This window comes from Actinosynnema sp. NPDC091369, assembly GCF_044757065.1.
Taxonomy (GTDB): domain Bacteria; phylum Actinomycetota; class Actinomycetes; order Mycobacteriales; family Pseudonocardiaceae; genus Actinosynnema.
Window position 1 is genome coordinate 199,014 of record NZ_JBIVUG010000009.1, and the last position, 25,821, is coordinate 224,834.

24 protein-coding genes are annotated in these 25,821 nt (G+C 72.0%); 11 read left to right on the forward strand and 13 right to left on the reverse strand.

The genetic code is table 11. From position 1 onward, the window contains the following. Positions 1–87: 87 nt before the first annotated feature. The 6 genes from ACIQMJ_RS29715 to ACIQMJ_RS29740 all read left to right on the forward strand — a co-directional run bounded on the left by ACIQMJ_RS29715 (position 88) and on the right by ACIQMJ_RS29740 (position 8,131). The gene (locus tag ACIQMJ_RS29715; protein ID WP_499764379.1) at positions 88–1,890 is read left to right on the forward strand and encodes a methylmalonyl-CoA mutase family protein; all 1,803 of its coding nucleotides are present in this window, start codon (positions 88–90) and stop codon (positions 1,888–1,890) included. After that, positions 1,887–4,097, forward strand: coding sequence for a methylmalonyl-CoA mutase (scpA, locus tag ACIQMJ_RS29720; protein ID WP_499764289.1), 2,211 nt, complete (start codon positions 1,887–1,889; stop codon positions 4,095–4,097). The genes ACIQMJ_RS29715 and scpA overlap by 4 nt, the downstream gene beginning before the upstream one ends. Next, positions 4,090–5,085, forward strand: coding sequence for a methylmalonyl Co-A mutase-associated GTPase MeaB (gene meaB / locus ACIQMJ_RS29725; RefSeq protein WP_499764290.1), 996 nt, complete (start codon positions 4,090–4,092; stop codon positions 5,083–5,085). Before scpA ends, meaB begins: the two co-directional genes overlap by 8 nt. 96 nt (positions 5,086–5,181) lie before the next feature. After that, on the forward strand, positions 5,182–5,511 hold the full coding sequence (locus ACIQMJ_RS29730) for a hypothetical protein (protein WP_499764291.1): 330 nt from the start codon (positions 5,182–5,184) through the stop codon (positions 5,509–5,511). A gap of 194 nt (positions 5,512–5,705) precedes the next feature. Further along, positions 5,706–6,872, forward strand: coding sequence for a M20 family metallopeptidase (locus ACIQMJ_RS29735; RefSeq protein ID WP_499764292.1), 1,167 nt, complete (start codon positions 5,706–5,708; stop codon positions 6,870–6,872). Next, entirely contained in the window at positions 6,869–8,131 is a 1,263-nt protein-coding gene (locus ACIQMJ_RS29740) for an amidohydrolase (RefSeq protein ID WP_499764293.1), read from the forward strand. Before ACIQMJ_RS29735 ends, ACIQMJ_RS29740 begins: the two co-directional genes overlap by 4 nt. 9 nt (positions 8,132–8,140) lie before the next feature. On the opposite strand, the gene ACIQMJ_RS29745 is transcribed toward ACIQMJ_RS29740, so the two are convergent. Continuing rightward, positions 8,141–9,865 carry a glycerol-3-phosphate dehydrogenase/oxidase gene (locus ACIQMJ_RS29745; protein ID WP_499764294.1) on the reverse strand — a complete coding sequence of 575 codons (1,725 nt, stop codon included), beginning with the start codon at positions 9,863–9,865 and terminating at the stop codon, positions 8,141–8,143. A 177-nt stretch (positions 9,866–10,042) separates the two neighbouring features. Here ACIQMJ_RS29745 and ACIQMJ_RS29750 point away from each other — a divergent pair, with 177 nt between their 5' ends. Continuing rightward, positions 10,043–10,783, forward strand: coding sequence for an MIP/aquaporin family protein (locus ACIQMJ_RS29750; protein ID WP_499764295.1), 741 nt, complete (start codon positions 10,043–10,045; stop codon positions 10,781–10,783). A 14-nt stretch (positions 10,784–10,797) separates the two neighbouring features. Next, positions 10,798–12,303 carry a glycerol kinase GlpK gene (gene glpK, locus ACIQMJ_RS29755; RefSeq protein WP_499764296.1) on the forward strand — a complete coding sequence of 502 codons (1,506 nt, stop codon included), beginning with the start codon at positions 10,798–10,800 and terminating at the stop codon, positions 12,301–12,303. Between the two features lie 56 nt (positions 12,304–12,359). Here glpK and ACIQMJ_RS29760 read toward each other — a convergent pair whose 3' ends face one another. Beyond that, positions 12,360–13,763, reverse strand: a complete 1,404-nt coding sequence (locus ACIQMJ_RS29760; RefSeq protein ID WP_141980507.1) for an NAD(P)H-quinone dehydrogenase — start codon at positions 13,761–13,763, stop codon at positions 12,360–12,362. Between the two features lie 136 nt (positions 13,764–13,899). Here ACIQMJ_RS29760 and ACIQMJ_RS29765 point away from each other — a divergent pair, with 136 nt between their 5' ends. Continuing rightward, positions 13,900–14,349 carry a gamma-glutamylcyclotransferase family protein gene (locus tag ACIQMJ_RS29765; protein WP_033429064.1) on the forward strand — a complete coding sequence of 150 codons (450 nt, stop codon included), beginning with the start codon at positions 13,900–13,902 and terminating at the stop codon, positions 14,347–14,349. A gap of 56 nt (positions 14,350–14,405) precedes the next feature. Here the strand turns inward: ACIQMJ_RS29765 and ACIQMJ_RS29770 are convergent, their stop codons facing one another. From ACIQMJ_RS29770 to ACIQMJ_RS29810, 9 genes are all read right to left on the reverse strand, one after another. Continuing rightward, positions 14,406–15,248: a DUF559 domain-containing protein gene (locus ACIQMJ_RS29770; RefSeq protein WP_499764297.1), complete on the reverse strand. Its 843-nt coding sequence runs from the start codon at positions 15,246–15,248 to the stop codon at positions 14,406–14,408. 197 nt (positions 15,249–15,445) lie between these two features. Continuing rightward, positions 15,446–16,243, reverse strand: coding sequence for an ESX secretion-associated protein EspG (locus ACIQMJ_RS29775; protein ID WP_499764298.1), 798 nt, complete (start codon positions 16,241–16,243; stop codon positions 15,446–15,448). Continuing rightward, a complete protein-coding gene (locus ACIQMJ_RS29780; RefSeq protein WP_499764299.1) occupies positions 16,243–17,586 on the reverse strand; it encodes a PPE domain-containing protein in 1,344 nt (447 codons plus the stop codon). The genes ACIQMJ_RS29775 and ACIQMJ_RS29780 overlap by 1 nt, the downstream gene beginning before the upstream one ends. 27 nt (positions 17,587–17,613) lie before the next feature. Next, positions 17,614–17,991 (reverse strand): transcriptional regulator, encoded by a 378-nt coding sequence (locus tag ACIQMJ_RS29785; RefSeq protein ID WP_499764300.1) that lies wholly within the window; start codon positions 17,989–17,991, stop codon positions 17,614–17,616. 114 nt (positions 17,992–18,105) lie between these two features. Beyond that, the gene (locus ACIQMJ_RS29790; RefSeq protein WP_499764301.1) at positions 18,106–18,693 is read right to left on the reverse strand and encodes a DUF3558 domain-containing protein; all 588 of its coding nucleotides are present in this window, start codon (positions 18,691–18,693) and stop codon (positions 18,106–18,108) included. 6 nt (positions 18,694–18,699) lie between these two features. Continuing rightward, positions 18,700–19,140, reverse strand: a complete 441-nt coding sequence (locus ACIQMJ_RS29795; RefSeq protein ID WP_499764302.1) for a GNAT family N-acetyltransferase — start codon at positions 19,138–19,140, stop codon at positions 18,700–18,702. Positions 19,141–19,151: 11 nt separating this feature from the next. Continuing rightward, complete coding sequence (locus tag ACIQMJ_RS29800; protein WP_499764303.1) at positions 19,152–20,027, reverse strand: HAD family hydrolase; 876 nt, start codon at positions 20,025–20,027, stop codon at positions 19,152–19,154. Continuing rightward, positions 20,024–20,407: a DUF1707 SHOCT-like domain-containing protein gene (locus ACIQMJ_RS29805; RefSeq protein WP_499764304.1), complete on the reverse strand. Its 384-nt coding sequence runs from the start codon at positions 20,405–20,407 to the stop codon at positions 20,024–20,026. Before ACIQMJ_RS29805 ends, ACIQMJ_RS29800 begins: the two co-directional genes overlap by 4 nt. A gap of 10 nt (positions 20,408–20,417) precedes the next feature. Continuing rightward, on the reverse strand, positions 20,418–22,190 hold the full coding sequence (locus ACIQMJ_RS29810) for an acetyl/propionyl/methylcrotonyl-CoA carboxylase subunit alpha (RefSeq protein ID WP_499764305.1): 1,773 nt from the start codon (positions 22,188–22,190) through the stop codon (positions 20,418–20,420). A 163-nt stretch (positions 22,191–22,353) separates the two neighbouring features. Between ACIQMJ_RS29810 and ACIQMJ_RS29815 the strand changes: the two genes are divergently transcribed. Further along, a complete protein-coding gene (locus ACIQMJ_RS29815; RefSeq protein WP_499764306.1) occupies positions 22,354–22,989 on the forward strand; it encodes a hypothetical protein in 636 nt (211 codons plus the stop codon). A 121-nt stretch (positions 22,990–23,110) separates the two neighbouring features. On the opposite strand, the gene ACIQMJ_RS29820 is transcribed toward ACIQMJ_RS29815, so the two are convergent. After that, positions 23,111–24,433, reverse strand: a complete 1,323-nt coding sequence (locus tag ACIQMJ_RS29820; RefSeq protein ID WP_499764307.1) for a dicarboxylate/amino acid:cation symporter — start codon at positions 24,431–24,433, stop codon at positions 23,111–23,113. A 178-nt stretch (positions 24,434–24,611) separates the two neighbouring features. Next, positions 24,612–25,220, reverse strand: coding sequence for a Maf family protein (locus ACIQMJ_RS29825; RefSeq protein WP_499764308.1), 609 nt, complete (start codon positions 25,218–25,220; stop codon positions 24,612–24,614). Between the two features lie 173 nt (positions 25,221–25,393). Here ACIQMJ_RS29825 and ACIQMJ_RS29830 point away from each other — a divergent pair, with 173 nt between their 5' ends. Beyond that, entirely contained in the window at positions 25,394–25,795 is a 402-nt protein-coding gene (locus ACIQMJ_RS29830; protein ID WP_499764309.1) for a hypothetical protein, read from the forward strand. Positions 25,796–25,821: the final 26 nt, after the last annotated feature.

Here is a 25,821-nt window from a genome sequence, read left to right on the forward strand (position 1 = left end):
CAGCGTGGAAGACTGGCGTCTGCATCGTTCACGGCGGTGAACCTCACATAGCCGTCGTACTACTGGTGAGTAACACTGCGGAGCATGATGGAGCCGTCAGGCGAGTTGGCGCTGGCCGCCGAGTTCCCCACCCCTGACCGCGAGCAGTGGCTGGACCTGGTCCAGGGCGTGCTGCGCAAGTCGGGTGCGGACTTCGGGTCGCTGATCACCACCACCTACGACGGCATCGACGTGCAGCCGCTCTACACCGCGGCTGACCAGGTGCCCGACGCCGGTTTCCCCGGACTGGCCCCGTTCACCCGCGGCGGTCGGCCGCAGGGCGCGGTCGACGGCTGGGACGTCCGCCAGCAGCACCGGGTCGCCGACCGCGAAGCGGTCATGGCCGACCTGGAGAACGGCGTCACGTCGCTGTGGCTCAAGGGGCTCGACCCGGCCGCGTACGACGACGTGCTGGCCGACGTCTACCTGGACCTCGCGCCGGTCGTCGTGGACGCGGGCGCGGGCTTCCTCGAAGCGGGCCGGGCGATGCTGCGGGTCTGGGACCAGCGGCCGGTGCTGCCGAGCCAGGTGCGGGGCAACGTGGGCGCGGACCCGCTGGGCGTCCAGGCGCGCACGGGGCAGCCCGCCGACCTGCGGGCGTTGACCGACCTGATCGCCAAGACCCGCCAGTTCCCCGAGCTGCGGCTGGTCGTGGTGGACGGCCTGCCGTTCCACGAGGCGGGCGGCTCGGACGCGCAGGAGCTCGGCGCGTCCCTCGCGGCCGGGGTGGCCTACCTGCGGCACCTGACCGAGGCCGGGTTGGACGTCGCGCACGCCGCGCGGCTGCTGGAGTTCCGGTACGCGGCGACCGCCGACCAGTTCCTCACCATCGCCAAGTTCCGGGCCGCGCGGCGGCTGTGGGCGCGGGTCACCGAAGTCGCCGGCGCACCGGGCCCGCAGCTCCAGCACGCGGTCACGTCGCCCGCGATGATGACCCGCCGCGACCCGTGGGTGAACATGCTGCGCACCACCGTGGCGTGCTTCGGCGCGGGCCTGGGCGGCGCGGACGCCGTCACCGTGCTGCCGTTCGACCACGCGATCGGCTCGCCGGACGACTTCTCCCGGCGCGTCGCCCGCAACACGCAGTCGTTGCTGCTGGAGGAGTCGAAGCTGGCCGGCGTGATCGACCCGGCGGGCGGCTCCTGGTACGTGGAGCGGCTCACCGACGACCTCGCGCGCGCGGCGTGGGCGTGGTTCCGGGAGATCGAGGCGGCGGGCGGGCTGCCGAAGGCGTTCGACCTGGTCGGCGACCGGATCGCGGCGACCTGGGAGCAGCGGCGGCGCAACCTGGCCGACCGGACCGACGCGATCACCGGCGTCAGCGAGTTCCCGAACCCGGCCGAGCAGCCGGTGGTGCGCGAGCCCGCGCCGGCGGAGTGGGGCACCGCGGCGCCCGGCCCGGGGGACGCGGCCGGCGGGTTGCCCCGGATCCGGTACGCCCAGGACTTCGAGGCGCTGCGGGACGCGGCCGACGCGGCGCCCGAGCGGCCCAAGGTCTTCCTGGCCACGCTCGGCCCGGTCGCCGCGCACACCGCGCGGGCCACGTTCGCGGCGAACCTGTTCCAGGCGGGCGGCATCGAGACGCCGAACGCCGGCCCGACGACGACCGCGGCCGACGTGGTCGCGAAGTTCCGCGAGAGCGGCGCGCGGATCGCGTGCCTGTGCGGCAGCGAGAGCGGCTACGCCGAGCTGGCCGCGCCGGTCGCGCGGGCGCTGCGCGAAGCCGGCGCGGAGCGCGTCCTGCTGGCGGGCAGGGCGTCCGAAGCGGAGATCGACGAGTACGTGTTCACCGGCTGCCCGGCCCTAGAGGTGCTGGAGCACACGTTCGACGCCCTTGGAGTCCAGCGATGATCCCGAACTTCGCCGACGTCGACCTGGGCGAGCCCACCACCGCCGCCGCCGACGCCGCGCGGTGGCAGGCCGCGTTGCAGGAGGCGACCGGCAAGGGCGTGGACGCGTTGACGTGGGAGACGCCCGAGGGCATCGGCGTCAAACCCGTCTACACGGCTGCCGACACCGAGGGCCTCGACTTCCTGGGCACCTACCCGGGCATCGCGCCGTTCCTGCGCGGCCCGTACCCGACGATGTACGTCAACCAGCCGTGGACCATCCGGCAGTACGCCGGGTTCTCCACCGCCGAGGAGTCGAACGCCTTCTACCGCCGCAACCTCGCGGCCGGGCAGAAGGGCCTCTCGGTCGCGTTCGACCTGGCCACCCACCGCGGCTACGACTCCGACCACCCGCGGGTGGCGGGCGACGTCGGCATGGCGGGCGTGGCCATCGACTCGATCTACGACATGCGCCAGCTCTTCGACGGCATCCCGCTGGACCGGATGAGCGTGTCGATGACCATGAACGGCGCGGTGCTGCCGGTCCTGGCGCTGTACGTGGTGGCGGCCGAGGAGCAGGGGGTGGCGCCCGAGCAGCTCGCCGGGACCATCCAGAACGACATCCTCAAGGAGTTCATGGTCCGCAACACCTACATCTACCCGCCGCAGCCGTCGATGCGGATCATCTCCGACATCTTCGCGTTCACCTCGCGGCGGATGCCGAAGTTCAACTCCATCTCCATCTCCGGCTACCACATGCAGGAAGCCGGCGCGACGGCCGACCTGGAGCTGGCCTACACGCTGGCGGACGGCGTCGAGTACCTGCGCGCGGGCCGGGACGCGGGGCTGGACGTCGACGCGTTCGCGCCGCGGCTGTCGTTCTTCTGGGCGATCGGCATGAACTTCTTCATGGAAGTCGCCAAGATGCGCGCCGCGCGGCTGCTGTGGGCGAAGCTGGTGAAGGACTTCGGCGCGCGGAACCCGAAGTCGCTGTCGCTGCGCACGCACTGCCAGACGTCCGGCTGGTCGCTCACCGCGCAGGACGTGTTCAACAACGTCGCCCGCACGTGCGTCGAGGCGATGGCCGCCACCCAGGGGCACACGCAGTCGTTGCACACCAACGCGTTGGACGAGGCGCTGGCGCTGCCCACGGACTTCTCCGCGCGCATCGCCCGCAACACGCAGCTGCTGCTGCAACAGGAGTCGGGCACCACGCGGGTGATCGACCCTTGGGGCGGCAGCGCGTTCGTGGAACGCCTCACGCACGACCTGGCGCACCGCGCGTGGTCGCACATCACCGAGGTCGAGGCCGCGGGCGGGATGGCGCAGGCGATCGACGCGGGCATCCCGAAGATGCGCATCGAGGAAGCGGCGGCGCGGACGCAGGCGCGCATCGACTCCGGTCGGCAGCCGGTGATCGGCGTGAACAAGTACCAGGTCGCGGTCGACGAGCAGATCGACGTGCTCAAGGTCGACAACGCCGGGGTGCGCGCGCAGCAGCTCGCGAAGCTGGCCCGGTTGCGGGAGGAGCGCGACCCGGCGGCGGTGGAGCGCGCGCTGGAGGCGTTGACGCGGGCGGCCGGCGCCGACGGGAACCTGCTGGAGCTGGCCATCGACGCGGCGCGGGCCAAGGCGACCGTCGGCGAGATCTCCGAGGCGTTGGGCAAGGTGTGGGGCCGGCACTCGGCGCAGATCCGCACGATCACCGGCGTGTACCGGGAGGAGGCGGGGTCCGTGTCGAACGTGGAGGCGACCCGCGCGGTCGTGGAGGCTTTCGCCGACGAGGAAGGGCGCCGGCCGCGCATCCTGGTCGCCAAGATGGGCCAGGACGGGCACGACCGCGGCCAGAAGGTGATCGCGACCGCGTTCGCCGACCTCGGCTTCGACGTGGACGTCGGCCCGCTGTTCCAGACCCCGGACGAGGTCGCGCGCCAGGCCGTGGAGGCCGACGTGCACATCGTCGGGGTGTCGTCGCTGGCGGCGGGCCACCTCACGCTGGTGCCCGCGCTGCGCTCGGCGCTGGCCGACATGGGCCGCGACGACATCATGATCGTGGTGGGTGGCGTGATCCCGCCGCAGGACTTCGACGCGCTGCGCGAGGCCGGCGCGGCGGCGATCTTCCCGCCCGGCACGGTGATCGCGGACGCGGCCGGTGACCTGCTGCGCAAGCTGTCCGAGCAGCTCGGCCACGGTGCCGCGGCCGGTGGCCTGCCGGGACGAGATGGCTAGGCCGGTCGACGTCGGCGAGTACGCCAAGGGGGTGCTCGCCGGCAACCGCGGCACGCTGGCGCGGGCCATCACGCTGGTCGAGTCGACGCGCCCGGACCACCGCGCGTCGGCGCAGGAGCTGCTGGTCGAGCTGCTGCCGCACTCGGGCGGCGCGCACCGGGTCGGCATCACCGGCGTGCCCGGTGTGGGCAAGTCCACGTTCATCGACGCGTTCGGCTCGATGCTGACCGAGCGCGGGCACCGGGTGGCGGTGCTGGCGGTCGACCCGTCGTCCACCCGCACCGGCGGCTCGATCCTGGGCGACAAGACCCGGATGGCCCGGCTCGCGGTCGACCCGGCGGCGTTCATCCGGCCGTCGCCGACGTCCGGCACGCTGGGCGGCGTCGCCAAGGCCACCCGCGAGTCGATCGTGCTGGTCGAGGCCGCGGGGTACGACGTGGTGCTGGTGGAGACGGTCGGCGTGGGCCAGTCCGAGGTCGCGGTGGCGAACATGACCGACTGCTCGCTGTTCCTGACCCTGGCGCGCACCGGCGACCAGCTCCAGGGCATCAAGAAGGGCGTGCTGGAGCTGGCCGACGTGATCGCGGTCAACAAGGCCGACGGCCCGCACGAGCTGGACGCCCGCAAGGCGGCGCGGGAGCTGGCGGGCGCGTTGCGGCTGCTGCGCCCGCCGGACGCGGTGTGGCACCCGCCCGTGCTGACGTGCAGCGGGCTGGACGGGTCCGGGCTCGACGCGGTGTGGCAGCAGGTCGTGGGGCACCGGGAGGCTCTGGAGGCGGCCGGTGAGCTGGCCGAGCGGCGGCGTCGGCAGCAGGTCGACTGGACGTGGGCGATGGTGCACGACCAGCTGCTGGCGAGCCTGCGGGCCGCGCCGGCGGTGCGGTCGGTCGTGCCCGAGGTGGAGCGGCAGGTGCGGGACGGCCGGTTGACGGCCACGTTGGCGGCGGAGCGGATCCTCGCGGCGTTCCGGTCCGGCGAAGAGGGGTGACCGGTGCTCACGTTGTTCACGCCTCGTGAACGGATACCGGGTTGGATGACCACTGACAGTGGTATCCACGAAAGGCGATAGCTAGGCTTGGCGACCATGTGGCGATCTGTGCTCGCGGTGTGCCTGTTCGTGCTGGCCGGTGTGTTCACCGTGTCGGGCACAGGGGCGGCCGTCACGACATCGCCGCGGCTCGCGGTCGTCCAGCCCACGGAGACACTGGCCCCCGGCGGCACGATCCAGCCCGAGGGCACGGTGCCGCCCGGACCGGACCTCAACGCGCCCCAGAAGCAGCCCGCGCCCTCGTCGAGCGCCGAAACCCGCAGGAAGTTGTGGATCGGTGGTATCGCGGTGCTGCTGTTCGCCCTCGTTTACTGGCGTAACAAGAAGCGGTGGTCGAAGTGGAGGGCCGGGCGCAAGTCCGGCTGATTCCCACTGGGTGGGAAGACCGGGGCGACAGGTGGTCGCCTTCCAGCATGACCTGCGCGCACGCGCGGGCCGTGCGCGTCGTGATCGGTCTGACCGAAAATCGTGCACCGCTTGGCGCACCCCCGCGACCGGTTGCCGGTTGATCAACGAGGGGTGCGACGTGCCCACCGGACCGTGATGCAGGATGGACGCAAATGGGTACCGACTTCAAGATGAGCACGCGCTCGGCCGTCGAGCGGTACTCGACTGCGCTGGTCGACCTCTCCCGCAGCATCCACGCGGAGCCGGAGCAGGCGTTCGCCGAGCACCGCAGCGCGGCGAAGGTCGCCGACCTGCTCGCCGCCGAGGGCTTCGAGGTCGAGCGCGGCGTCGCGGACCTGGAGACGGCGTTCACGGCGTCGTTCGGCTCCGGTGAGCTGGTGCTGGGGCTGTGCGCGGAGTACGACGCCCTGCCCGAGATCGGCCACGCGTGCGGGCACAACGTCATCGCCGCCGCGTCCACCGGGGCGGCCCTCGCGCTGCGTGACCTGGCCGACGAGCTCGACCTCACCGTGCGGGTCATCGGCACCCCGGCCGAAGAGGTCGGCGGCGGCAAGGTGCTGATGCTCGAACGCGGGGTATTCGACGACGTGGCGTTCTCGATGATGGTGCACCCGGCCCCCTACGAGGCCGTCGCGGCCCGTTCGCTGGCCATCACCGACGTCGAGGTCCACTACACCGGCAAGCCGTCGCACGCCGCCGCCGCGCCGCACCTGGGTGTGAACGCCGCCGACGCCATCACCGTCGCCCAGGTCGCCATCGGGCTCGCCCGGCAGCACCTGGAGCCCGGCCAGATGGTCAGCGGCATCGTCACCAGGGGCGGGTCGGTGCCCAACATCGTGCCCGCGCGCACGTCGGCCATGTTCGACCTGCGCGCCGACGACCTGGAGTCGCTGCGCCGCCTCGAAGAGCGGATCAACCGCTGCTTCGAGGCAGGCGCCGTCGCCACCGGCTGCACCCACGAGGTCGTGAAGGTCTCGCCGGTGTACGCCGAGCTCAGCCCGGACCCCTGGCTCGCGGACGCCTACCGGCGTGCCGCGGTCGAACTGGGCCGGCATCCGTTGAGCCCCGAGCAGGAGCTCAAGGAGAAGATCGGCAGCACCGACATGGGCAACATCACCCGTGCGCTGCCGGCCATCCACCCGACCATCGCCATCGACTGCGGAGACGCGGTGAACCACCAAATCGAGTTCGCGACCGCCTGTGCCTCGGCTTCGGCCGACCGAGCCGTCCTCGACGGGGCGCTCGCCCTCGCCTGGACCACTATTTCCGCTGCCACCGACGGTGCGCAGCGCTCTCGACTGCTGACGGGTGTGGCATGACGGTCCTGGACTCGCGTCTGCCGGAGGAGGGTGCCGAGGTGCTGTTGACCGATCGCGGGGTCAGCATTGCCCCTGTGGATGATCCCGGTGAGGGGCGCGGCCCCTCGTGGCTCGACGACTGGCTCGCGGCGAACGCCTCCGAGGTCGTCGCCTGGCGGCGGCACATCCACGCGCACCCCGAGCTGTCGCGGCACGAGTACGCCACCACCGAGCTGATCGCCGACGTGCTGCGCTCGGCCGGGCTCAAGCCGCGCATCCTGCCCGGCGGGACCGGCCTGGTGTGCGACGTCGGCTCCGGGCCGCGGTGCGTGGCGCTGAGGGCCGACATCGACGCGCTGCCGCTGCCGGAGAACACCGGCGCGCCGTACACGTCCACTGTGGACGGGGTGGCGCACGCGTGCGGGCACGACGCGCACACCGCCGTGCTGCTGGGCGCGGCGCTGGCGCTGGCGTCGGCGACCGAGCTGCCCGGACGGGTGCGGCTGGTGTTCCAGCCCGCCGAGGAGGTCATGCCCGGCGGTGCGCTGGACGTGCTGGCGGCCGGTGGCCTGGACGGTGTGGAGCGCATCTTCGGCCTGCACTGCGACCCGCGGCTGGAGGTCGGGCGGATCGGCACCCGGATCGGCGCGATCACGTCGGCCAGCGACATGCTGGAGCTGCGGCTGACCTCGCCCGGCGGGCACACGTCACGACCGCACCTGACGGCCGACCTGGTGCACGCGCTGGGGACGGTGATCACCGGCCTGCCGGGGTTGCTGTCGCGGCGGGTGGACCCCCGGTCGGGGACGGTGCTGGTGTGGGGCGCGGTGCACGCGGGCGAGGCCCCGAACGCGGTGCCGCAGGACGGCGTGCTGCGCGGGACGCTGCGGACCGGTGACCGGGACATCTGGGCCGAGCTGGAGCCGTTGATCAAGGAGCTGGTGGGTGCGCTGCTGGCGCCCACCGGGGTCGGGTTCGACCTGCACCACCGGCGTGGCGTGCCGCCCGTGGTGAACGACCGGGAGAGCACCATGCTGCTCCGGGCCGGGGTCGAGGCGGCCCTGGGCGAGGACGCGCTGGCCGGGACCGAGCAGTCGTCCGGTGGCGAGGACTTCGGGTGGTACCTGGAGCACGTGCCCGGGTCGTTCGCCCGGTTGGGCGTCTGGGACGGGGTCGGGAAGCAGAAGGACCTGCACCAGCCCGGGTTCGACCTGGACGAGCGGGCGTTGCTGGTGGGCGTGCGGGTGATGGTGCACGCGGCGCTGGCCGCGCTGGCGTGAGGGCCCGGGTCAGCTGACGGGTTCGACGATCTCCGGGCGGGCCTCCGGCGCCGAGGAGCGGACGGCGTCGGCGGCCTGGTCGTCCGGTTCGGCCTGCGAGGCCCGTTCGGCGTCGACGCGGGCCGTGTAGACCTCGACCTCGTGGGCGATCATGGCCTCGTCCCAGCCGTGCACCCCGGCCATCAGGCGGGCGACGGGCAGGGCGCACTCCACGCCGCGGTGGGGGTACTCGATGGAGATCCTGGTGCGGCGGGTCAGGACGTCCTCCAGGTGGAGCGCGCCCTCGTGGGAGGCGGCGTAGACCACTTCGACCTGGAGGTAGTCCGGTGCGCCCGGGACGGGCTTGAGCAGGTCGGGGTCGGCGGATCCGAGGACTTCGTGGACCAGTGAGCCGTAGCGGTCCAGCAGGTGGCGGACGCGGTAGGGGTGCAGGCCGTAGCGGGTGGCCAGCTGGTCGGCCTGGTTGACCAGGGCGTGGTAGCCGTCCGCGCCGATCAGGGGGACCTTGTCGGTGATGGAGGGCTGGATCCGGCCCGGCAGGTCGACGGAGGCGGCGTCCACGGCGTCGGCGCCCATGACCCGGTAGGTGGTGTACTTGCCGCCCGCGATGGCGACGAGGCCCGGCGCGACGCGGGCGACGGCGTGCTCGCGGGAGAGCTTCGAGGTCGACTCGCTCTCGCCCGCCAGCAGCGGGCGCAGACCGGCGTAGACGCCTTCGATGTCGTCGTGGGTCAACGGGGTGGCGAGCACTTCGTTGACGTGGTCGAGGATGTAGTCGATGTCCGCCCGGGTGGCGGCGGGGTGGGCCAGGTCGAGGTTCCAGTCCGTGTCGGTGGTTCCCACGATCCAGTGATTCCGCCAGGGGATGACGAACAGGACCGACTTCTCCGTGCGCAGGATCAGGCCCGACTCGGAGACGATCCGGTCGCGGGGGACGACGATGTGGACGCCCTTGGACGCGCGGACCCGGAAGCGGCCCCGGCTGCCGGAGAGGCGTTGCAGCTCGTCGGTCCAGACGCCGGTCGCGTTGATCACCGCGTGGGCGCGGACGGAGGTCTCGCGGCCGTCCTCGACGTCGCGGACGCGGACGCCGGAGACCCGGTCCGCTTCCCGGAGGAAGCCGACGACCTGGGTGGACGTGCGGACCACCGCGCCGTAGTGGGCCGCGGTGCGGCCGACCATCATGGTGTGCCGGGCGTCGTCGGCCTGGGCGTCGTAGTAGCGGATGCCGCCGACGAGGGCGGTGGGCTTGAGCGCGGGGACGAGGCGGAGCGCACCGGCCTTGGTCAGGTGCTTCTGGCCCGGCACCGAGCGCGCGCCGCCCATCGTGTCGTACATGAGCAGGCCGGCGGCGGTGTACGGGCGTTCCCAGCCGCGGTGGGTCAGCGGGTAGAGGAACGGCACCGGCTTGACCAGGTGGGGTGCCAGGCGGGTCAGCATCAGTTCGCGTTCCCGCAGTGCCTCGCGGACGAGGCCGAACTCCAGTTGTTCCAGGTAGCGCAGGCCGCCGTGGAAGAGCTTGGAGGAGCGGCTGGACGTGCCCGAGGCCAGGTCGCGCGCCTCGACCAGCGCCACCCGCAGCCCCCGGGTCGCGGCGTCCAGCGCGGCGCCCACGCCGACGACGCCACCACCGATGATCACCAGGTCGAACGTCTCGGCGCCGAGCCGTTCCCAGGACCGGGAGCGCTCCTGCGGGCCCAGCCTGCCTGCGGTGGCGGGGTACTGCTCGCGCATGACCACTGACGCCTCCCTGATGCTGGCGGACCAGGTCTGACTCGACCACGTTACCCGCTGGTACGCCACCCGTGGACAACCGATCAGCTCGGAACTAGCGTCAACGTCCATTGTGGGGTGGGCAGCGCCGCCGAACCCGGATCGCGCTCCCTCCTGTCAAGGCGAGGAGGTCGGCGAGTGAGCAGTGGCTCGATCTTCGTGTGGGAAATGCTGGGCACCGCGATCCTGATCCTGCTGGGCGCGGGCGTCGTCGCGAACGTCGTCCTGAAGGACACGCTGGGCAACACCGGCGGGTGGCTCCTGATCAACATCGGTTGGGGTTTCGCGGTCTTCGCGGGCGCCAGCATCGCCGCGCCGAGCGGTGCTCACCTCAACCCCGCGGTCACGCTGGGCCTGGCGGTCGCGGACAAGACCCCGTGGGACCAGGTGCCCGTCTACTTCGCCGGTCAGCTGGTCGGCGCGTTCCTCGGCGCCGTGCTCGCGTGGCTGACCTACAAGGCGCAGTTCGACGCGCACGACGACCCGGCGGGCACGCGCGGCATCTTCTGCACCGCCCCGACCATCCCGAAGGCCGGCTGGAACGTCGTCACCGAGGTGATCGGCACGTTCGTGCTGGTCGCGTGGGTCCTGCTGAGCCCGGCCGCGAAGGAGACGGCGGACGGCGTGCCGCAGCTGGGCAACTCCGCGCTCGGCTACGCGGGCGTCGCGTTCGTCGTCATCGGCATCGGCGCCTCGCTCGGTGGGCCCACCGGTTACGCCATCAACCCCGCCCGCGACCTCGGGCCGCGCATCGCCTACGCGATCCTGCCCATCCGCGACAAGGGCAGCGCCGAGTGGGGTTACGCCTGGGTGCCGGTCGTCGGCCCGCTCGTCGGTGGCGTGCTCGCCGCACTCCTGTACCTGGTTCTCCCGGTCTGAAAGGACTCCAGCGCATGACGAAGTACGTGGCCGCGATCGACCAGGGCACGACGTCGACCCGGTGCATGATCTTCGACCACTCGGGCCGCGTGGTCTCCGTCGACCAGAAGGAGCACGAGCAGATCTTCCCGCAGGCCGGGTGGGTCGAGCACGACGCGAACGAGATCTGGACCAACACCAGGCAGGTCGCGGCGGGGGCGTTGGCCAAGGCGGACCTGACCACCGCGGACATCGCGGCGGTCGGCATCACGAACCAGCGCGAGACCGCGCTCGTGTGGGACCGGACGACCGGGCAGCCGGTCTACAACGCCATCGTCTGGCAGGACACCCGGACCGACCGCATCTGCCAGGACCTGGCGGCGCTGGGCGGTGGGCAGGAGCGGTACCGCGACAAGACCGGGCTGCCGCTGGCGACGTACTTCTCCGGGCCGAAGATCCGCTGGATCCTGGACAACGTCGAAGGCGCGCGGGAGCGGGCCGAGGCCGGTGACCTGCTGTTCGGCAACATGGACACCTGGGTGTTGTGGAACATGACCGGCGGGGTGAACGGCGGCGTGCACGTCACCGACCCCACGAACGCGTCCCGCACGTTGCTGATGGACCTGGAGACGTTGAGCTGGGACGAGGGCATCGCGGCCGACATGGGCGTGCCGCTGTCCATGCTGCCGGAGATCCGGTCGTCGTCGGAGGAGTACGGCAAGGTGCGGGAACGCGGCGCGCTGGCCGGCGTGCCGATCGCGGGCATCCTCGGCGACCAGCAGGCGGCGACGTTCGGGCAGGCGTGCCTGTCGCCGGGCGAGGCCAAGAACACCTACGGCACCGGCAACTTCGTGCTGCTCAACACCGGCACGGACAAGGTGATGAGCGAGAACGGCCTGCTCACGACCGTGTGCTACAAGATCGGCTCGCAGGCGCCGGTGTACGCGCTGGAGGGCTCGATCGCGGTGACGGGGTCGTTGGTGCAGTGGCTGCGCGACAACCTCGGCATGATCTCCACCGCCGCGGAGATCGAGCAGCACGCGCGGACGGTGGAGGACAACGGCGGCGCGTACTTCGTGCCCGCGTTCTCCGGGTTGTTCGCGCCGTACTGGCGGTCGGACGCGCGCGGCGCGATCGTCGGGCTGACCCGGTTCGTGAACAAGGGCCACCTGGCCCGCGCGGTGCTGGAGGCGACGGCGTTCCAGACCCGCGAGGTGATCGACGCGATGAACGCCGACTCGGGCGTGCCGCTGAAGTCGTTGAAGGTCGACGGCGGCATGGTCGTGAACGAGCTGCTGATGCAGTTCCAGGCCGACATCCTGGGCGTGCCGGTGATCCGGCCCGTGGTCAACGAGACGACGGCGCTGGGCGCGGCGTACGCGGCGGGGTTGGCGGTCGGGTTCTGGGAGTCGGAGGACGACATCCGGCAGAACTGGGCGCAGGACAAGCAGTGGGACCCGGCGATGGACGACGAGGCGCGGGACCGCACGTACGCGCAGTGGAAGAAGGCCGTGACCAGGACGTTCGACTGGGTGGAGTGACGGTTCGGGGGCGTCGCCTCGTCTCGGCGACGCCCCCTTCCCTAGGTCCTCGGTCGTCAGTCGAGGTCGTCGTGGCGCATGAGCTGGCGGCCCGCCTCGGTGATCGAGCCGGTCAGCGACGGGTAGACGGAGAACGTCGTCGCCAGGTCGTCGACCGTGAGCTGGTTCTGCACGGCGAGGGTGATCGAGAGGATCAGCTCGCTGGCGTTCGGGGCGACGACCACGCCGCCGATCACCACGCCGGTGGCGGGGCGGCAGAAGAGCTTGACGAAGCCGCGCCGCAGGCCCTCCATCTTGGCCCGCGGGTTGGTGGCCAGCGGCAGCATGATCGTGCGGGCGGGCACCTCGCCGGAGTCGATCGCCTGCTGGCTGATGCCGACGGAGGCGATCTCCGGGTTGGTGAACACGTTCGCGGCGACCGTCTTGAGCCGGATCGGGCTCACGCCCTGGCCCAGCGCGTGCCACATGGCGATGCGGCCCTGCATGGCGGCGACGCTGGCCAGCAGCAGCAGGCCCGTGCAGTCGCCCGCCGCGTAGACGCCGGCGACGTTGGTGCGCGACACCCGGTCGACCGGGATGTAGCCGCCGCGGCCCAGCTCGATGCCGATCTTGTCCAGGCCGATGTCGGCGGTGTTCGGGACCGAGCCGACCGTCATCAGGGCGTGGCTGGCCTCGATCGTGCGACCGTCTTCCAGGTGAATCAGGACGCCGTCGCCGACGTTCTCGACCCGGTCCGCGCGGGCGTGCTTGACCACGGCGGTGCCGCGTTCGGCGAACACGTCCTCCAGCACCACGGCCGCGTCGGCGTCCTCGTGGGGGAGCACCCGGTCGCGGCTGGAGACCATGGTCACCTTCACGCCGAGCTCGGTGTACGCGGAGGCGAACTCCACACCGGTGACGCCCGATCCGATGACGGCCAGGTGCTCGGGCAGCTCGGGCAGGTCGTAGATCTGCCGCCAGGTGAGGATGCGCTTGCCGTCGGGCTCGGCGCCGGGCAACACGCGCGGGGTCGCACCCGTCGCGATCAGCACCACGTCGGCGGGCAGGACTTCCTTGCCGCCGTCCTCGGTGAGGGCCACGACCTCGTGCTGGGCGAGGCCCTTGGCGTTGTCGCAGAACTTGCCGATGCCGTTGATGATCCGCACGCCCTCGCGCTGGAGGCGGGCGCGGACGTCGGCGGACTGGGCGAGCGCCAGGCCCTTCACCCGTCCGTGCACGACCGGCAGCTCGACCGCGGCTTCCGCGTTGTTCGTGCGAATGCCCAGCTCACCGGCGTTGCGGAAGGCGCTGCGGCCCCCGGCGGAGGCGATGAACGTCTTGGACGGCACGCAGTCGTAGAGCACGCAGGCGCCGCCGAGGCCCTCGCGTTCCACGATGGTCACGTCGGCCCCGTGCTGGGCCGCGACCAGTGCCGCCTCGTAACCTGCGGGGCCACCGCCCATGATGACGATGCGGGTCACGACACGTCCTCCTCGTGGTCTTCGGCGCTGTTTGCGCCGGTTGCAGCCGTTGGTAACCGTACGCGGTCGGGTGTCGGGGTGTGTCGTCCGGTCTTCTGGTCCCTCGCGGTGATCGCGAGGTCGCTAGGCTGTCGTCGTGCCGCTCTATGCCGCGTACGGGTCCAACATGGACCCGAACCAGATGATGGAGCGAGCCCCCTACTCCCCCATGGCGGGGACCGGGTGGCTCGCCGGATGGCGTCTGACGTTCGGTGGCGAGGACCTGGGCTGGGAGGGCGCGCTCGCCACCATCGTCGAGGACCCCGACTCGCAGGTGTTCTGCGTGCTCTACGACGTGAGCCCGCGTGACGAGTCCCGCCTCGACCGCTGGGAAGGCGCCCTCGGTCTCTACAAGAAGATCCGCCTCCGCGTCCAAACCCTGGAAGGCTCGGTGACCGCCTGGCTCTACGTCCTGGACGCCTACGAGGGCGGTCTCCCGTCGGCCCGCTACATCGGCGTCGTCGCCGACGCCGCCGAAGCCGCCGGCGCCCCGGACGACTACGTCGCCGACCTCCGCACCCGCCCCTGCCAGGGCATCGGCCCCTAACCCCCGAGAGTCCAACGTTCACGTCGCGTGAGTCCTACGTCCGGCGCGCGTGAGTCCTACACCCAGAACGCGTGAGTCCTACGTTCAGGACCCCCGAGTTCAACACTCAGCTGTCGGAACAACCGTGCGGGGTTGCGCAGGTCCGAGACGTCGGCCCGGAGCACCTTCCAGCCGCGCCGCCGCAAGTCCTCGTCACGGGCTCGGTCGGTCTCGGCTTTGTCGACGTGCGCCGCGTAGCCGTCGTACTCCAGCGCCACGCGTGCGTCCGGCCAGGCGAAGTCGAGCCGCCAGACCTCACGCCCGTCCAGGTCGCGGACGGGGTGCTGGAGCTCGGGCAGCGGGAAGCCCGCTTCGGCGATCGTGAGCAGGACGGCGCTCTCCGCCGGTGACTCGGGCAGGCCCGTGGCGAGGTCCAGCAGGAACACGCCTTGCCGTCGGCCGCGATGATCACGCCGGGTTGCGATGCGCACGGCGAGGTCGGCCTTGAACGCGGCTCGCTGCTGCGGTGGGAGAGCGGCGAGTGCTTGATCAGCGCAGGCCAGCGCCGTGGAACGGTGGCGGCCACGGCAGAGCAGGTCGGCGATGGCGTAGTCGAGTGCCATGCACCGCAGGCCGTCGACCTGGACGACGTCCGCCGGATCGTACTGGTGGTAGTGGACTGCGAGGCCCGGACGTGGGCGGAGCCTGCGGTCGTAGTCCAGGAGGATGTGGACCCGGTTGGTCTCGGCCGCCGTGCAGCCCTGCAACCAGGCTGCTGTGTGGTCGGTCAGCACGGCGTCCGGTCCGGCCATGAGCAGCGCGGCGGCGGCACGGGTGTGCAGGCTCGTCATGCGTTCCCGCTGGATGACGACCGTGCGGCAGTAGTTGACCAGGTGACCGTCGCGGATGGCGCGGCTCACCGCTTGCCGCCCGAGGTGGTCGTGCAGACGCGTACGCGGGTAGGCACCGTGAAGGCCCGGAGGAAGTTCGATCATGCATAACCGAGTGCCGAGACCCCGATCCCGTACACGGTTCACCTGATCGTGGGAGGCCGCGATACGTGAGCGTTGAATTCAGGTGCTCTGAACGTAGGACTCTCGCGGCGTGAACGTAGGACTCACGGGGTGGTGGTCAGGTCGGTCAGGTGTTGGGTCAGGCGGCGGGAGTCGACGGGGGAGACGGTGCTCCACGGTTGTTGGCCCGGGGTGGCGCGGCGCAGTTGGATGTAGCGGCCCTGGGGGGTGTCGAAGAAGGAGACGACGCGGTCCTGGCGGACGCGCTTGCCCCACTTGTCGCGGCTCGCGGCGCCGAACTGGCCGCGATTGCCGGCGTCGCGGTACATGTCGGCCAACGTGCGGGCGTCCTCGGCCCGGACACCCCGGGCGACGAGGGACTGGTGGAGGTCGTCGGGGGTGTTGGCGGTCGCGGCGGCGGCGTCCAGGTCGGCGCTGGGGAGGGTGACCGAGTGGCCCGGGCCCGCCGGCAGCGGCGGCAGGACGGAGAGGGCTTCGCGGGGCAGGCCCTCGGCCGAGGCCGGCCGGAGGGTCAGCTGGTCGTGGGCGAGGACCGCGAGGACGGCCGACTGGCCCTTGGCGGCGGCCAGGACGCGGACGCTGTGCCCCAGCCACAGGCGGCCGTCCACCTCGTGCTCCGGGCGGTTCAGCAGGTGCAGCAGGTCTTCCAGCACGGGGTCCAGCGACACCGGGCGGCCCAGGCCGCGCCGGTCCAGCTCCGCCCACGCCCGCTGCTCCAGCTCGGCGCGCTCGGAGTGCGTCTTGCCCGGCGACGGCACCTTGAGCACCAGCGGCATGGTCTCCAGCCGCAGGTGCTCCCAGAGCACGTCGAACTCCAGGGCCGAGATCGTCACGGGTTCGCGCAGGTCGTTGCTGCCCAAGTCCAAGCCGAACGTCGTCATCAGTGGGTGGTGCTCTCCCCGATCACCGGAGGCGAGATGGTCCCGCCGAGGCCGTAGATGTCGTCCGTTTGCCGAAGGTAGTCGGCGGCGTCGTGCGTGGCATCTTCTTCCTCTTCCGCGCCACGCGGGCCACCCAGACCGCCGAACGGGTCGAACACGGGCTGCGCGGGCGCGGGCGTGCTGCGCTTGTGCACGGTGTCGTTGCCGCCCACCTGGCCGCCGGCGCCGAGCATCGACCCCGGTGACCCGGGCGCCGTCGTCGCCGCGTGCTGCGCGTTGGCCGTCGCGAACGCCCCGAACTCCGCCGAGCTCGCCGTCGTCGTGCCGGTGGGCAGCGGCAGCGCTCCGTTCGCGCCGGGCAGCAGCTGGTTCGCGCCGGCACCCGAACCGGAGCCCGCACCGCCACCGCCGGAACCAGACCCAGACCCGGAACCGGGGCCGCCGGCGTGCTGCTGCTCGTTGGTCGTGTCGCTGGACGAGTTCTTGCGGTCCTTGCCCTGCTGACCGCCACCGCCGATCACGCCGCCCGGCCCGTACGGCACCGGACCCGAGCCCGAACCCGGGGCGGAAGCCGGTAATGCGGCCGTCGACGTCCTGGTCGTCCCGGACGTCCCGCTCCACGACGTGCCCGTCGACCCACCGCCGTACGAAGGCTGCACGGCCGGGCGCGGACCCGAGTACCCGCCACGGCCACCGCGACCGCCACGCCACCCGCCACGACCGCCGCCACGCCCACCGCGCGGACCGCCGTAACCCCAACCCGGGGCCGACACGCCCGGCGCGTCGTTGCGCACCGCGTCGGGCGCGCTGATCACCAGCTGCGGCGGCTGGTGGAACTGCGCCAACGTGCTGGTGTTGGAGAACGTGCTGGAGGCGTAGGTCGTCATGACCTCACGCGCGCGCTGCTCCGCCGCGTTCTTCGCCTGCTCCTGCGCCTCGTAGTCGGTCTGCCCGCCCACCAGGTTGGTCAACGCGGTGACGAGCAGGTTCGGCTCCTCCGCGGTCACCTTCACCGGCGGCGGCATGTCCGAGCGCGCCTTGGCGATGTAGTCGGCTTGCAGCTCGGCCGAGGTGCGCATGACCTCCGCGCCGGCGCGGGCGTCGTCCGCCCACGCGGCCAGCGGGTTGATGCCCCTCCGCGCCTTGTCCGCGGCCGCGCCCTCCCAGGTCGCCCCGGAACGCAGCACGCCGACGTGCAGGTCCGCGTTGATCTCGGTCAACGCGGCGGAGACGCCCTGCCACCGCTCCATCGAGGCGTGCGAAGCCTTGGGCCCCGGCCCCGCGTTGATCTGCTCGTACAGCTCTTCGTGGCTGTACCCGCTCCAGCGGTGTCCATCGGGCATGAACTTCCCCTCGCCTGCGCCGGGCGCTCAGCGGCCGCCCTGCTGTCCCATCAACCCGGTGTTGTCTTCTTCGATGGACTGGTACTGCTGCTCGACCAGGGTGAGCGCGTCCATGGCCGACTTGAGCTGCCGCTGGTAGTTCTCCAACGCGATCAGCGCCGAGTCGCCCGATTCGAGCGACCGCTCGTTGAACTGCTCCGCGGCGTCCTGGCTCACCGGGTCGCCCGCCCAGGGGCGCACCCTGACCTCGGTGATGGCCAGCTCGATCTGCTTGTCCAGCTTGCTCAACGCGCCCTCGAACGCGCTGCGCAGGCTCGGGATCGCCTCGCGCTCGACGTTCAACGTGTGCGACAGGGGCGGTGGTGAGCCCGTGTCGGCGCCGTGGCCGTGGTCTTCCGACGCCATGGACCCTCCCGCCTTCCTCGTTCCCGTCACGCGCTGTCCCGTTCTCGCGCAAGGTCACTCTAGCCACACGGTCCGACAGCGGGGAGTAGGTGGAGCCGACATCCCCCGCGTGGATCAGCGCCGCTGCAGCAAACCGGCTACCGCCGCTTCTGCCGCCCGTTGCGCCCCTTGGCACAGTGTGTCCTGCTTCGCCGCTGTTTCGTTACCGCCGTCGCGGAACATCACGTCGAGGAACTGCCCCTCGGCGACGTCCACTTCGACGTTGCACACGTGGTCCATGCCGGGCGTCCGCACGGTCAGCCCCGGGAAGCCGGCCACCGTGGTCTGCTCGGCGTGGACCTGGGCGTTCTCGCTGAGCCACACGCTGACGCCCTCCACTGTGACGAGCGCGAGCCGCACGACGTTCCCGCTGATGTTGCTGCGCATGGTGCACGCCTTCGCGTTGCCGAAGCCCGTTTCCACATAGGCGCTGGGCGGGTTGTCCAGGCTCAGCGCGAGGCGCTGTTCGGGCGAGAGCACCGCGCACGGGTCGAGGTCGTCCAACCGCAGCTCACGGGGCCTCGGCGGCAACGACGGCACGGTGGTCGTGGTGGCCGGCAGCGGTTCGTCGACCCGGCCGTCGGCCTTCTTCTGCGGTACGGGCGTGCAGGAGGCCATCGCCAACGCGCAGAGCGTGGCGGTGAACACCCGAGCACCCCTCATGGCGACCTACCGTAGCCGGATCCACACGCCAAGTGGACCCTCGGCGGTGAAGCCGCACTTCGCCGCGACGCGGCGCGCCGCGTCGTCCGGGGGTCTGGCGGTGATCAGCGGCAGGTCGAGGAACCCGAAGCCGAACCGCAGCACGGCGGCGGTCGCGTGCGTCGCGATGCCCCGGCCGCGCAGGTCGGGCGTGATCCAGCAGTCGAGCTCGCCGGTGCGGGTCAGCGAGACCTCGCCGACGGCCGTCCCGGTGAGCTGGTCGCACACGGCCCACGAGCAGGACTCTTCGGTGTGCCACCGGTCGGCGCGTTCGGCGATGTGCGCGCCGGCCGCGTCGAGGTCGGGGAACAGGCCGCCCGCCACCAGCGCCACCCGGTCGTCGATCCGGTCGTCGGCGCGGAGTTGGCGCAGGTAGAACTCACCCGCGTTGATCTCGACGGCCTCCATGTCGCGGGAGACTAGTCCGTCACGAACCCGTCGTAGCGCCGGGCCAGCTCGTCCAGCAGGCCGCGGTGGGCGGAGGCGGGCTGGTCGTCGGGACCGGTCGCCACCTCCACGACCCAGTCGGCGTCTTCGAGGTCGTCCTCGCCCGCCAGCACGTCCTTGTGCACGGCGCAGGGCGACCACCCGGCGTCGGCCAGCTCGCGCGCGGCCTCCGCGGCGTCGTCGCGGTCGTGCAGGACCAGCAACAACGGGCCGGGGGGTTCGGCCGGGCCGGTGCCGGGACCGTCGTCCAGCAGACCCCGGGACGCCAGCGCCCCGCGCAACGACGGGAGGTCGGGCGTGTGCACGGCGTCGATGCCGACCGCCCGCGCGGCCTCGGCGTTCACCGCGTGGTCATCGCAGAACAACGTGCCCGAGGGGGAGTGCTGGAGCACCCGCAACGCCCGCCGGAACGCCTCGGGCGCGGGCTTGGCGACACCGAGCCGCGCGGACGTCACGACCGCGTCCACCTCCCGGTCCAGCCCCAGCGCGGCGAGGTCGCGCGGCAGCCGGTCGGTCGCGTTGGACAGCAGCGCCACCCGGCACCGCTCGCGCACGCGGCGCACCAGGTCCAGCGCCTCGTCGATCACCTCGCCGGTGCGGGTCCACGCCGCCACGGCGTCCGCCGCGCGTTCGGGCGACAGGAGTCCTTCGTCGGCCAACCGCTCCCGCACGGCCGCGCGCCACTGCTCGTCCGTGGCACGACCGGCGGTCGCGGGACCGGCCAGGGCGAACGACACCCGCGCCAACGTGCCGCGCGGCAGGCCGAACCGGTCCTCGATCGGCGCGTCCGGGGGGAACCGCCGCAGCACCCCGTCCAGGTCGAGCAGCAGCAGCGACGGCGCGCTCACCGCCCGCCCATCCGGCCGATGAGCAGCATCGCGGCCGGGATCAGCAGGAACACCAACGGCGTCTTGGCCAGGAAGAACAACACCACGCTGATGATCGCGACCGCCGTGACGGCCGCGCTGCCGACCCGGAACTCCACCGGCCACCCGCGCCGGGCCGGTGCGGGCACGGGCGGCGGTTCGACCTGCGTGAACCGCGGCCTGGGCGCGGGCAGGTCGGCGAACAGCCCGTACAGGTCGCCGCGGGTCTTCGCGGTGGCGACGCGGGCGGAGCGCTCGCCGTACTCGTCCACGCTCAACCGCCCCTCGCCGAGGTGCGTGCCGAGCAGTTCGAGCGCGTGCTCACGCTCCGCGTCGCCGATCCGGATGTCCCGCTCGCTCACACGGGTGAGCCTATTCCTTGATCTCGCAGATCACCGTGCCCTGGGTGACCGTGGCGCCGGGCTCGGCGGAGAGGCCGGTGACCACGCCCGACTTGTGCGCGGTGACCGGGTTCTCCATCTTCATGGCCTCCAGCACGACGATCAGCTCGCCCGCCTCGACCTGCTGCCCGTCCTCGACCGCGACCTTGACGATCGTGCCCTGCATGGGGGCCGCCACGGCGTCGCCGGACACCGCCGCGCCGCTCTTGCCGCCGGCGCGCTTGCGGGGCTTGGCCTTCACGCCCGCCTTGGCCGCGCCGCCGCCACCTCCGCCGAGCGCCAGGTCACCGGGCAGCGACACCTCGAGGCGACGTCCGCCGACCTCGACCACCAGGGTCTGGCGCGGCTCGGCCTCCTCGGCCTCCGCGCCGTCGGTGAACGGCGCGATGGTGTTGTCGAACTCGGTCTCGATCCACCGGGTGTGCACGGTGAAGCCGTCCTCGGAGCCCACGAACGCCGGGTCGCGGACGATCGCGCGGTGGAACGGCAGCACGGTCGCCATGCCCTCCACCACCATCTCGTCCAGCGCGCGCCGCGCCCGCTCCAGGGCCTGCGTGCGGTCCTCGCCGGTGACGATCAGCTTGGCCAGCAGCGAGTCGAACTGGCCGCCGATGACCGTGCCGCTCTCCACGCCCGCGTCGACCCGGACACCGGGGCCCGACGGCGCGGTGAACGTGGTGACGGCGCCGGGCGCGGGCAGGAAGTTGCGGCCCGCGTCCTCGCCGTTGATGCGGAACTCGATCGAGTGGCCGCGCGGGGTCGGGTCCTCGGTGAACCGCAGCTCCTCGCCGGCGGCGATGCGGAACTGCTCGCGCACCAGGTCGATGCCCGCGGTCTCCTCGCTGACCGGGTGCTCGACCTGGAGGCGGGTGTTGACCTCCAGGAACGAGATCGTGCCGTCCACGGCGACCAGGTACTCGACCGTGCCCGCGCCGTGGTAGCCGGCCTCCTTGCAGATGGCGCGCGCGGAGCGGTGGATCTCGGCGCGCTGCTCGTCGGTCAGGAACGGCGCGGGCGCCTCCTCGACCAGCTTCTGGTGGCGGCGCTGCAACGAGCAGTCGCGCGTGCCGACGACGATCACGTTGCCGTGCTGGTCGGCCAGCACCTGCGCCTCGACGTGCCGCGGCTTGTCCAGGTAGCGCTCGACGAAGCACTCGCCGCGGCCGAACGCCGTGACGGCCTCGCGCACCGCGCTGTCGAACAGCTCGGGGATCTCCTCCATCGTGCGGGCCACCTTGAGGCCGCGCCCGCCGCCGCCGAACGCCGCCTTGATGGCGACCGGCAGGCCGTGCTCCCGCGCGAACGCGATGACCTCGTCCGGGCCGGAGACCGGGTCCTTGGTGCCGGGCACCAGCGGCGCGCCCGCGCGCATCGCGATGTGCCGCGCGGTCACCTTGTCGCCGAGGTCGCGGATGGCCTGCGGGGTGGGCCCGACCCAGATCAGGCCCGCGTCCAGCACGGCCTGCGCGAAGTCGGCGTTCTCGGACAGGAAGCCGTAGCCGGGGTGCACCGAGTCCGCGCCCGCGCGCTTGGCCACGTCGAGGATCTTGTCGATGGACAGGTAGCTGTCCCCGGGCGTGCTGCCGCCCAGGGCGAACGCCTCGTCCGCCAACCGGACGAACGGGGCGTCCCGGTCCGGGTCGGCGTACACGGCGACGCTGGCCAGACCGGCGTCTCGGCAGGCACGGATGACCCGGACGGCGATCTCACCGCGGTTGGCGACGAGGACCTTGCGCAGCGACACGACGTCCTACCTCCTGGCAACGCTGGGACTTGGAGCGGCAATGGTCGGGGAGTTTAGTGACCCGTCAGTACCCGGTGACCGAGAGACAGCTCACGCTTGGGTGGAACAATCGGAAATCGTGACACGCCCGTACACCGCCGCGCTTCTGACAGCTTGCGCAGCTGTGCTCATCACTATCGCGGGCCTGGTCATCGCCTGGTCACTGCGCCCTCCCGCGGCGTCCGACGCGGGGGCCGTGACGCCGCAGGACGAATTGCGGTGCGGGACGACGGCGTGCCGTTCGGTGGTGAAGCAGGAGGTCGGTGTCGATTCAGTGGAATTGGTCGTCGGCGAGGGCGCGGGCCGGATCCGGACCAGCGGCGCTTCGGGGCCGAACATCTTCGAGCTGACCATCGCGTCTTCGGGTGCGCGCATCGACGCTTCGTCGTTGCAGTGCGTGGACGCCGAGGTGGCGGTGTGCCTCGTGCGGGGCGAGGTCCGCGGCGAGGTGCTGGGGGAGGTGCTCGTGCGGAGGTCCGGGGCGTGGTCGCGGGCACAGGTGCCGTACGTGGCCAGCGGGGCGTACCTGGCGCTGCACGACGTGAACAAGGACACGGTCGCCGACGTGGTGGCCGTGCAGCGGGTGTGCCAGGCGGGGGTGGACTGCTCGCGGTGGTTCGCGCAGGTGTTCTCGCCGTTGGGCGGTGGCGGCGAGCTGGGGTGCACGCCGGTGGTCGGCGCGGCGGAGTCGCTGCCCGGCTGGCCGACGGTCACCCCGGACCCGTCCGACCTGCGCCAATGCGGCCCGACCCCGTCCTGAACGTGGAACTCGGGGGTCCTGGGCGTTCGACTCTCGGGACCTGGGCGTTCGACTCACGCGAGAGTCGAACGCTCAGGTCCCGAGAGTCCTGCGTTCAGGACCCCCGAGTTGAACGTTCGCGTCAGGCGGGGACGGGGGTGGGGCGGGGGCCCGTGAGGAGCGGGGGCTCGCTCGGGGAGTTCAGGACCTCGTCGTCCAGCAGGCCCTCGCCGCGGGCGACCAGGACCGGGACGGTGATCTGGCCGGTCACGTTGGTGGCCGTGCGGACCATGTCCAGGATCGGGTCGATCGCGTAGACGACGGCGACACCGGTGGCGATGACCTCCGGCGGCATGTTCACCGCGCCCAGGGTCAGCGTCAGCATGGTGAACCAGCCGGTGGTGCCGGCGGTGGCCAGCGCGCCGAACACGGCGACCGCGACGATCGCCACGTACTGCCACACGCCCAGCTGCACGCCGAACAGGTTCGCGATGAACACCGTGGCGATGGCCGGGTACACGGCGGCGCAACCGTCCATCTTCGTGGTCGTGCCCAGCGGCACGGCGAACGACGCGTAGTCGTTGTCCACGCCGAGGTTGGCGGCGGTCTGCCTGCTCAGCGGCAGCGTCGCGCCCGACGAGCGGGACACGAACGCGAACTGGATCGCGGTCCACGCCTTGGCGAAGAACGTCACCGGCGACACCCGCCCGACGAACCGCAGCAGCAGCGGGTACACCACGAACAGCACCAGCAGCGACCCGCCGTAGACCGACGCGATCAGCGAGAACAGCGGCCGCACGAACGAGTTGCCGTACGTCGCGAACGCGGTGCCGATCAGGCCGAACACGCCGATCGGGGCCAGCAGCACGATCCAGCCGACGACCTTCTGGATCAGGTCGAACACCGACCGGGTCAGCGTGACGAACGGCTGCGCCTTCTCGCCCAGCGCGTACGCGGCGAAGCCGACCAGCACCGAGATGAACACGACCTGGAGCACCTCACCCTCGGTGAAGGCGCTGAACAGGTTCGACGGGATCAGGGTCTCCAGCAGGGTGCTCCAGGAGCCCTGGTCGCGGGCGGCGAGCTTCTCCACCGCCGCCGCCGACGGCTCGACCTGCACGCCCGCGCCCGGCTTGAAGATCAGCGCGATGGCGAGGCCGATGAGCACGGCGATCAGGGACGTGATGGCGAACCACAGCAGCGTCTTCCCTCCCAACCTGGCCGCCCGGTTCGTGCCGAGGCGGCGCAGGCTCGTGATGCCGACCACGATCGCGGTGAACACCAGGGGGATGACGGTGAACTGCAACAGGCTGGTGAAGACGTCGCCGATGTGGCCGAGCGTGGTGGTCAACCACGCCTGGTCGGTGCTCTTGGCGACGTACCCGGCCAGCGCGCCCAGGACGAGGGCGGCGAGGACGGTGATGCCGAACACCTTCGGCTTCGTGTAACTGCGGACGAACGACACGACTGCTCCGGTTGGGTGCGCAGGGGTGGGCGACGGGGGCGGCGTCAGCCGCGACAGCCCGCGCTCGTCCTGCGCCCGAAGTCGATGTGACGGCGGCGCGTCAGCAGTTCACCCACAGCTCCCCCCAACGCGAAAGCCCTTCGACGAGCTTCCCGGATCAGGGGAAATGTGACAACCGCTACCAGATGTCGGACACCCTGACGTCCACTTGGCGCAGCAGCGCGCGCGTCAGCGGCAGGCTGATGCCGATGACGCTGGACGGGTCGCCGTCGATGCCGTCCACGAACCAGCCGCCCAGGCCGTCGAGCGTGAACGCGCCCGCGACGTGCAGCGGCTCGCCGGTGGCCAGGTACGCCTCCAGCTCCTCGTCGGTCGGCCGGCCGAACCGGACCAGCGTCGACTCGTGCCCGACGGCCCGCGCCACGACCTGGCCGCCGCGCACCCGCAGCACGGCGTGCCCGGTCAGCAGGGCGCCGGTGGTGCCGGCCATCTTCTTCCACCGCTCGCGCGCGACCTCGACCGTGCCGGGCTTGCCGTGCACCTCGCCGTCGGCGGTGCGCAGCATCGAGTCGCAGCCGACGACCACCGCGTCGTCGTCCTCGTCGCGGGCGATCGCCTCGGCCTTCGCCGTCGCCAGGGCGGTGACCAGCCCTTCGGGCGTCGGGTCGGCGAGGGAGGCGGCCAGCGCGTCCTCGTCGACGCCGGACACGCGGACGACGGGCTCGACCCCGGCGGCGCGCAGCACGGCCAGGCGGGCGGGGGACTGGGAAGCGAGGACGAAGCGCACGGCGTGCAGCCTAGGGCGCGCCCGAACGGGCGGCGGCCGGGCGTCCGCGCTTCGGGCCCGGTGCGCGGTCCCGAACCGGGAACGCCTGATCACGGCACTTCGGGACACCGTCGTGCCGCCGGTGCGTAGAACTACCGATGCGCGCTGTGACGGCGTTCGGCACCCTCGGAGTGGTGCAGCGTCTGGCTCTGGTGGTCCGCCGGATCGACCGGGGTCGAGGCCGGTACCGGTGGCTCTTGGTGGTGCCGGCCGTCCTGGTCCTGGTCCTGACGGCTCGGGTCGTGTCGACGGACCCGGTCGGGTACGGCGTGCCGTTCTGGCCGTTCGCCGACGGCAGCGACCGGGTCGAGTACCGGGTGATGGGCGAGGTGACGTCGATGGCGCGGACGCTGCCGCGGCTGGACGCGGTGCCGGCGGCGCTGGCGGCGGAGGGCGTCGAGGTGCTGGAGGCGCGGGTCGACGTCGAGGCCGTCTGGCTGCGGGTCCGGGTGCACGTGCCGGACGGCACGCGGTGCCGCGTGGTCTCCGTGCTCGGCGACGGCGTGCGCGTCAACTCGCGCCGCGTCGACTGCTGAGATCAGGCCGACGACCGCCGCCGGTC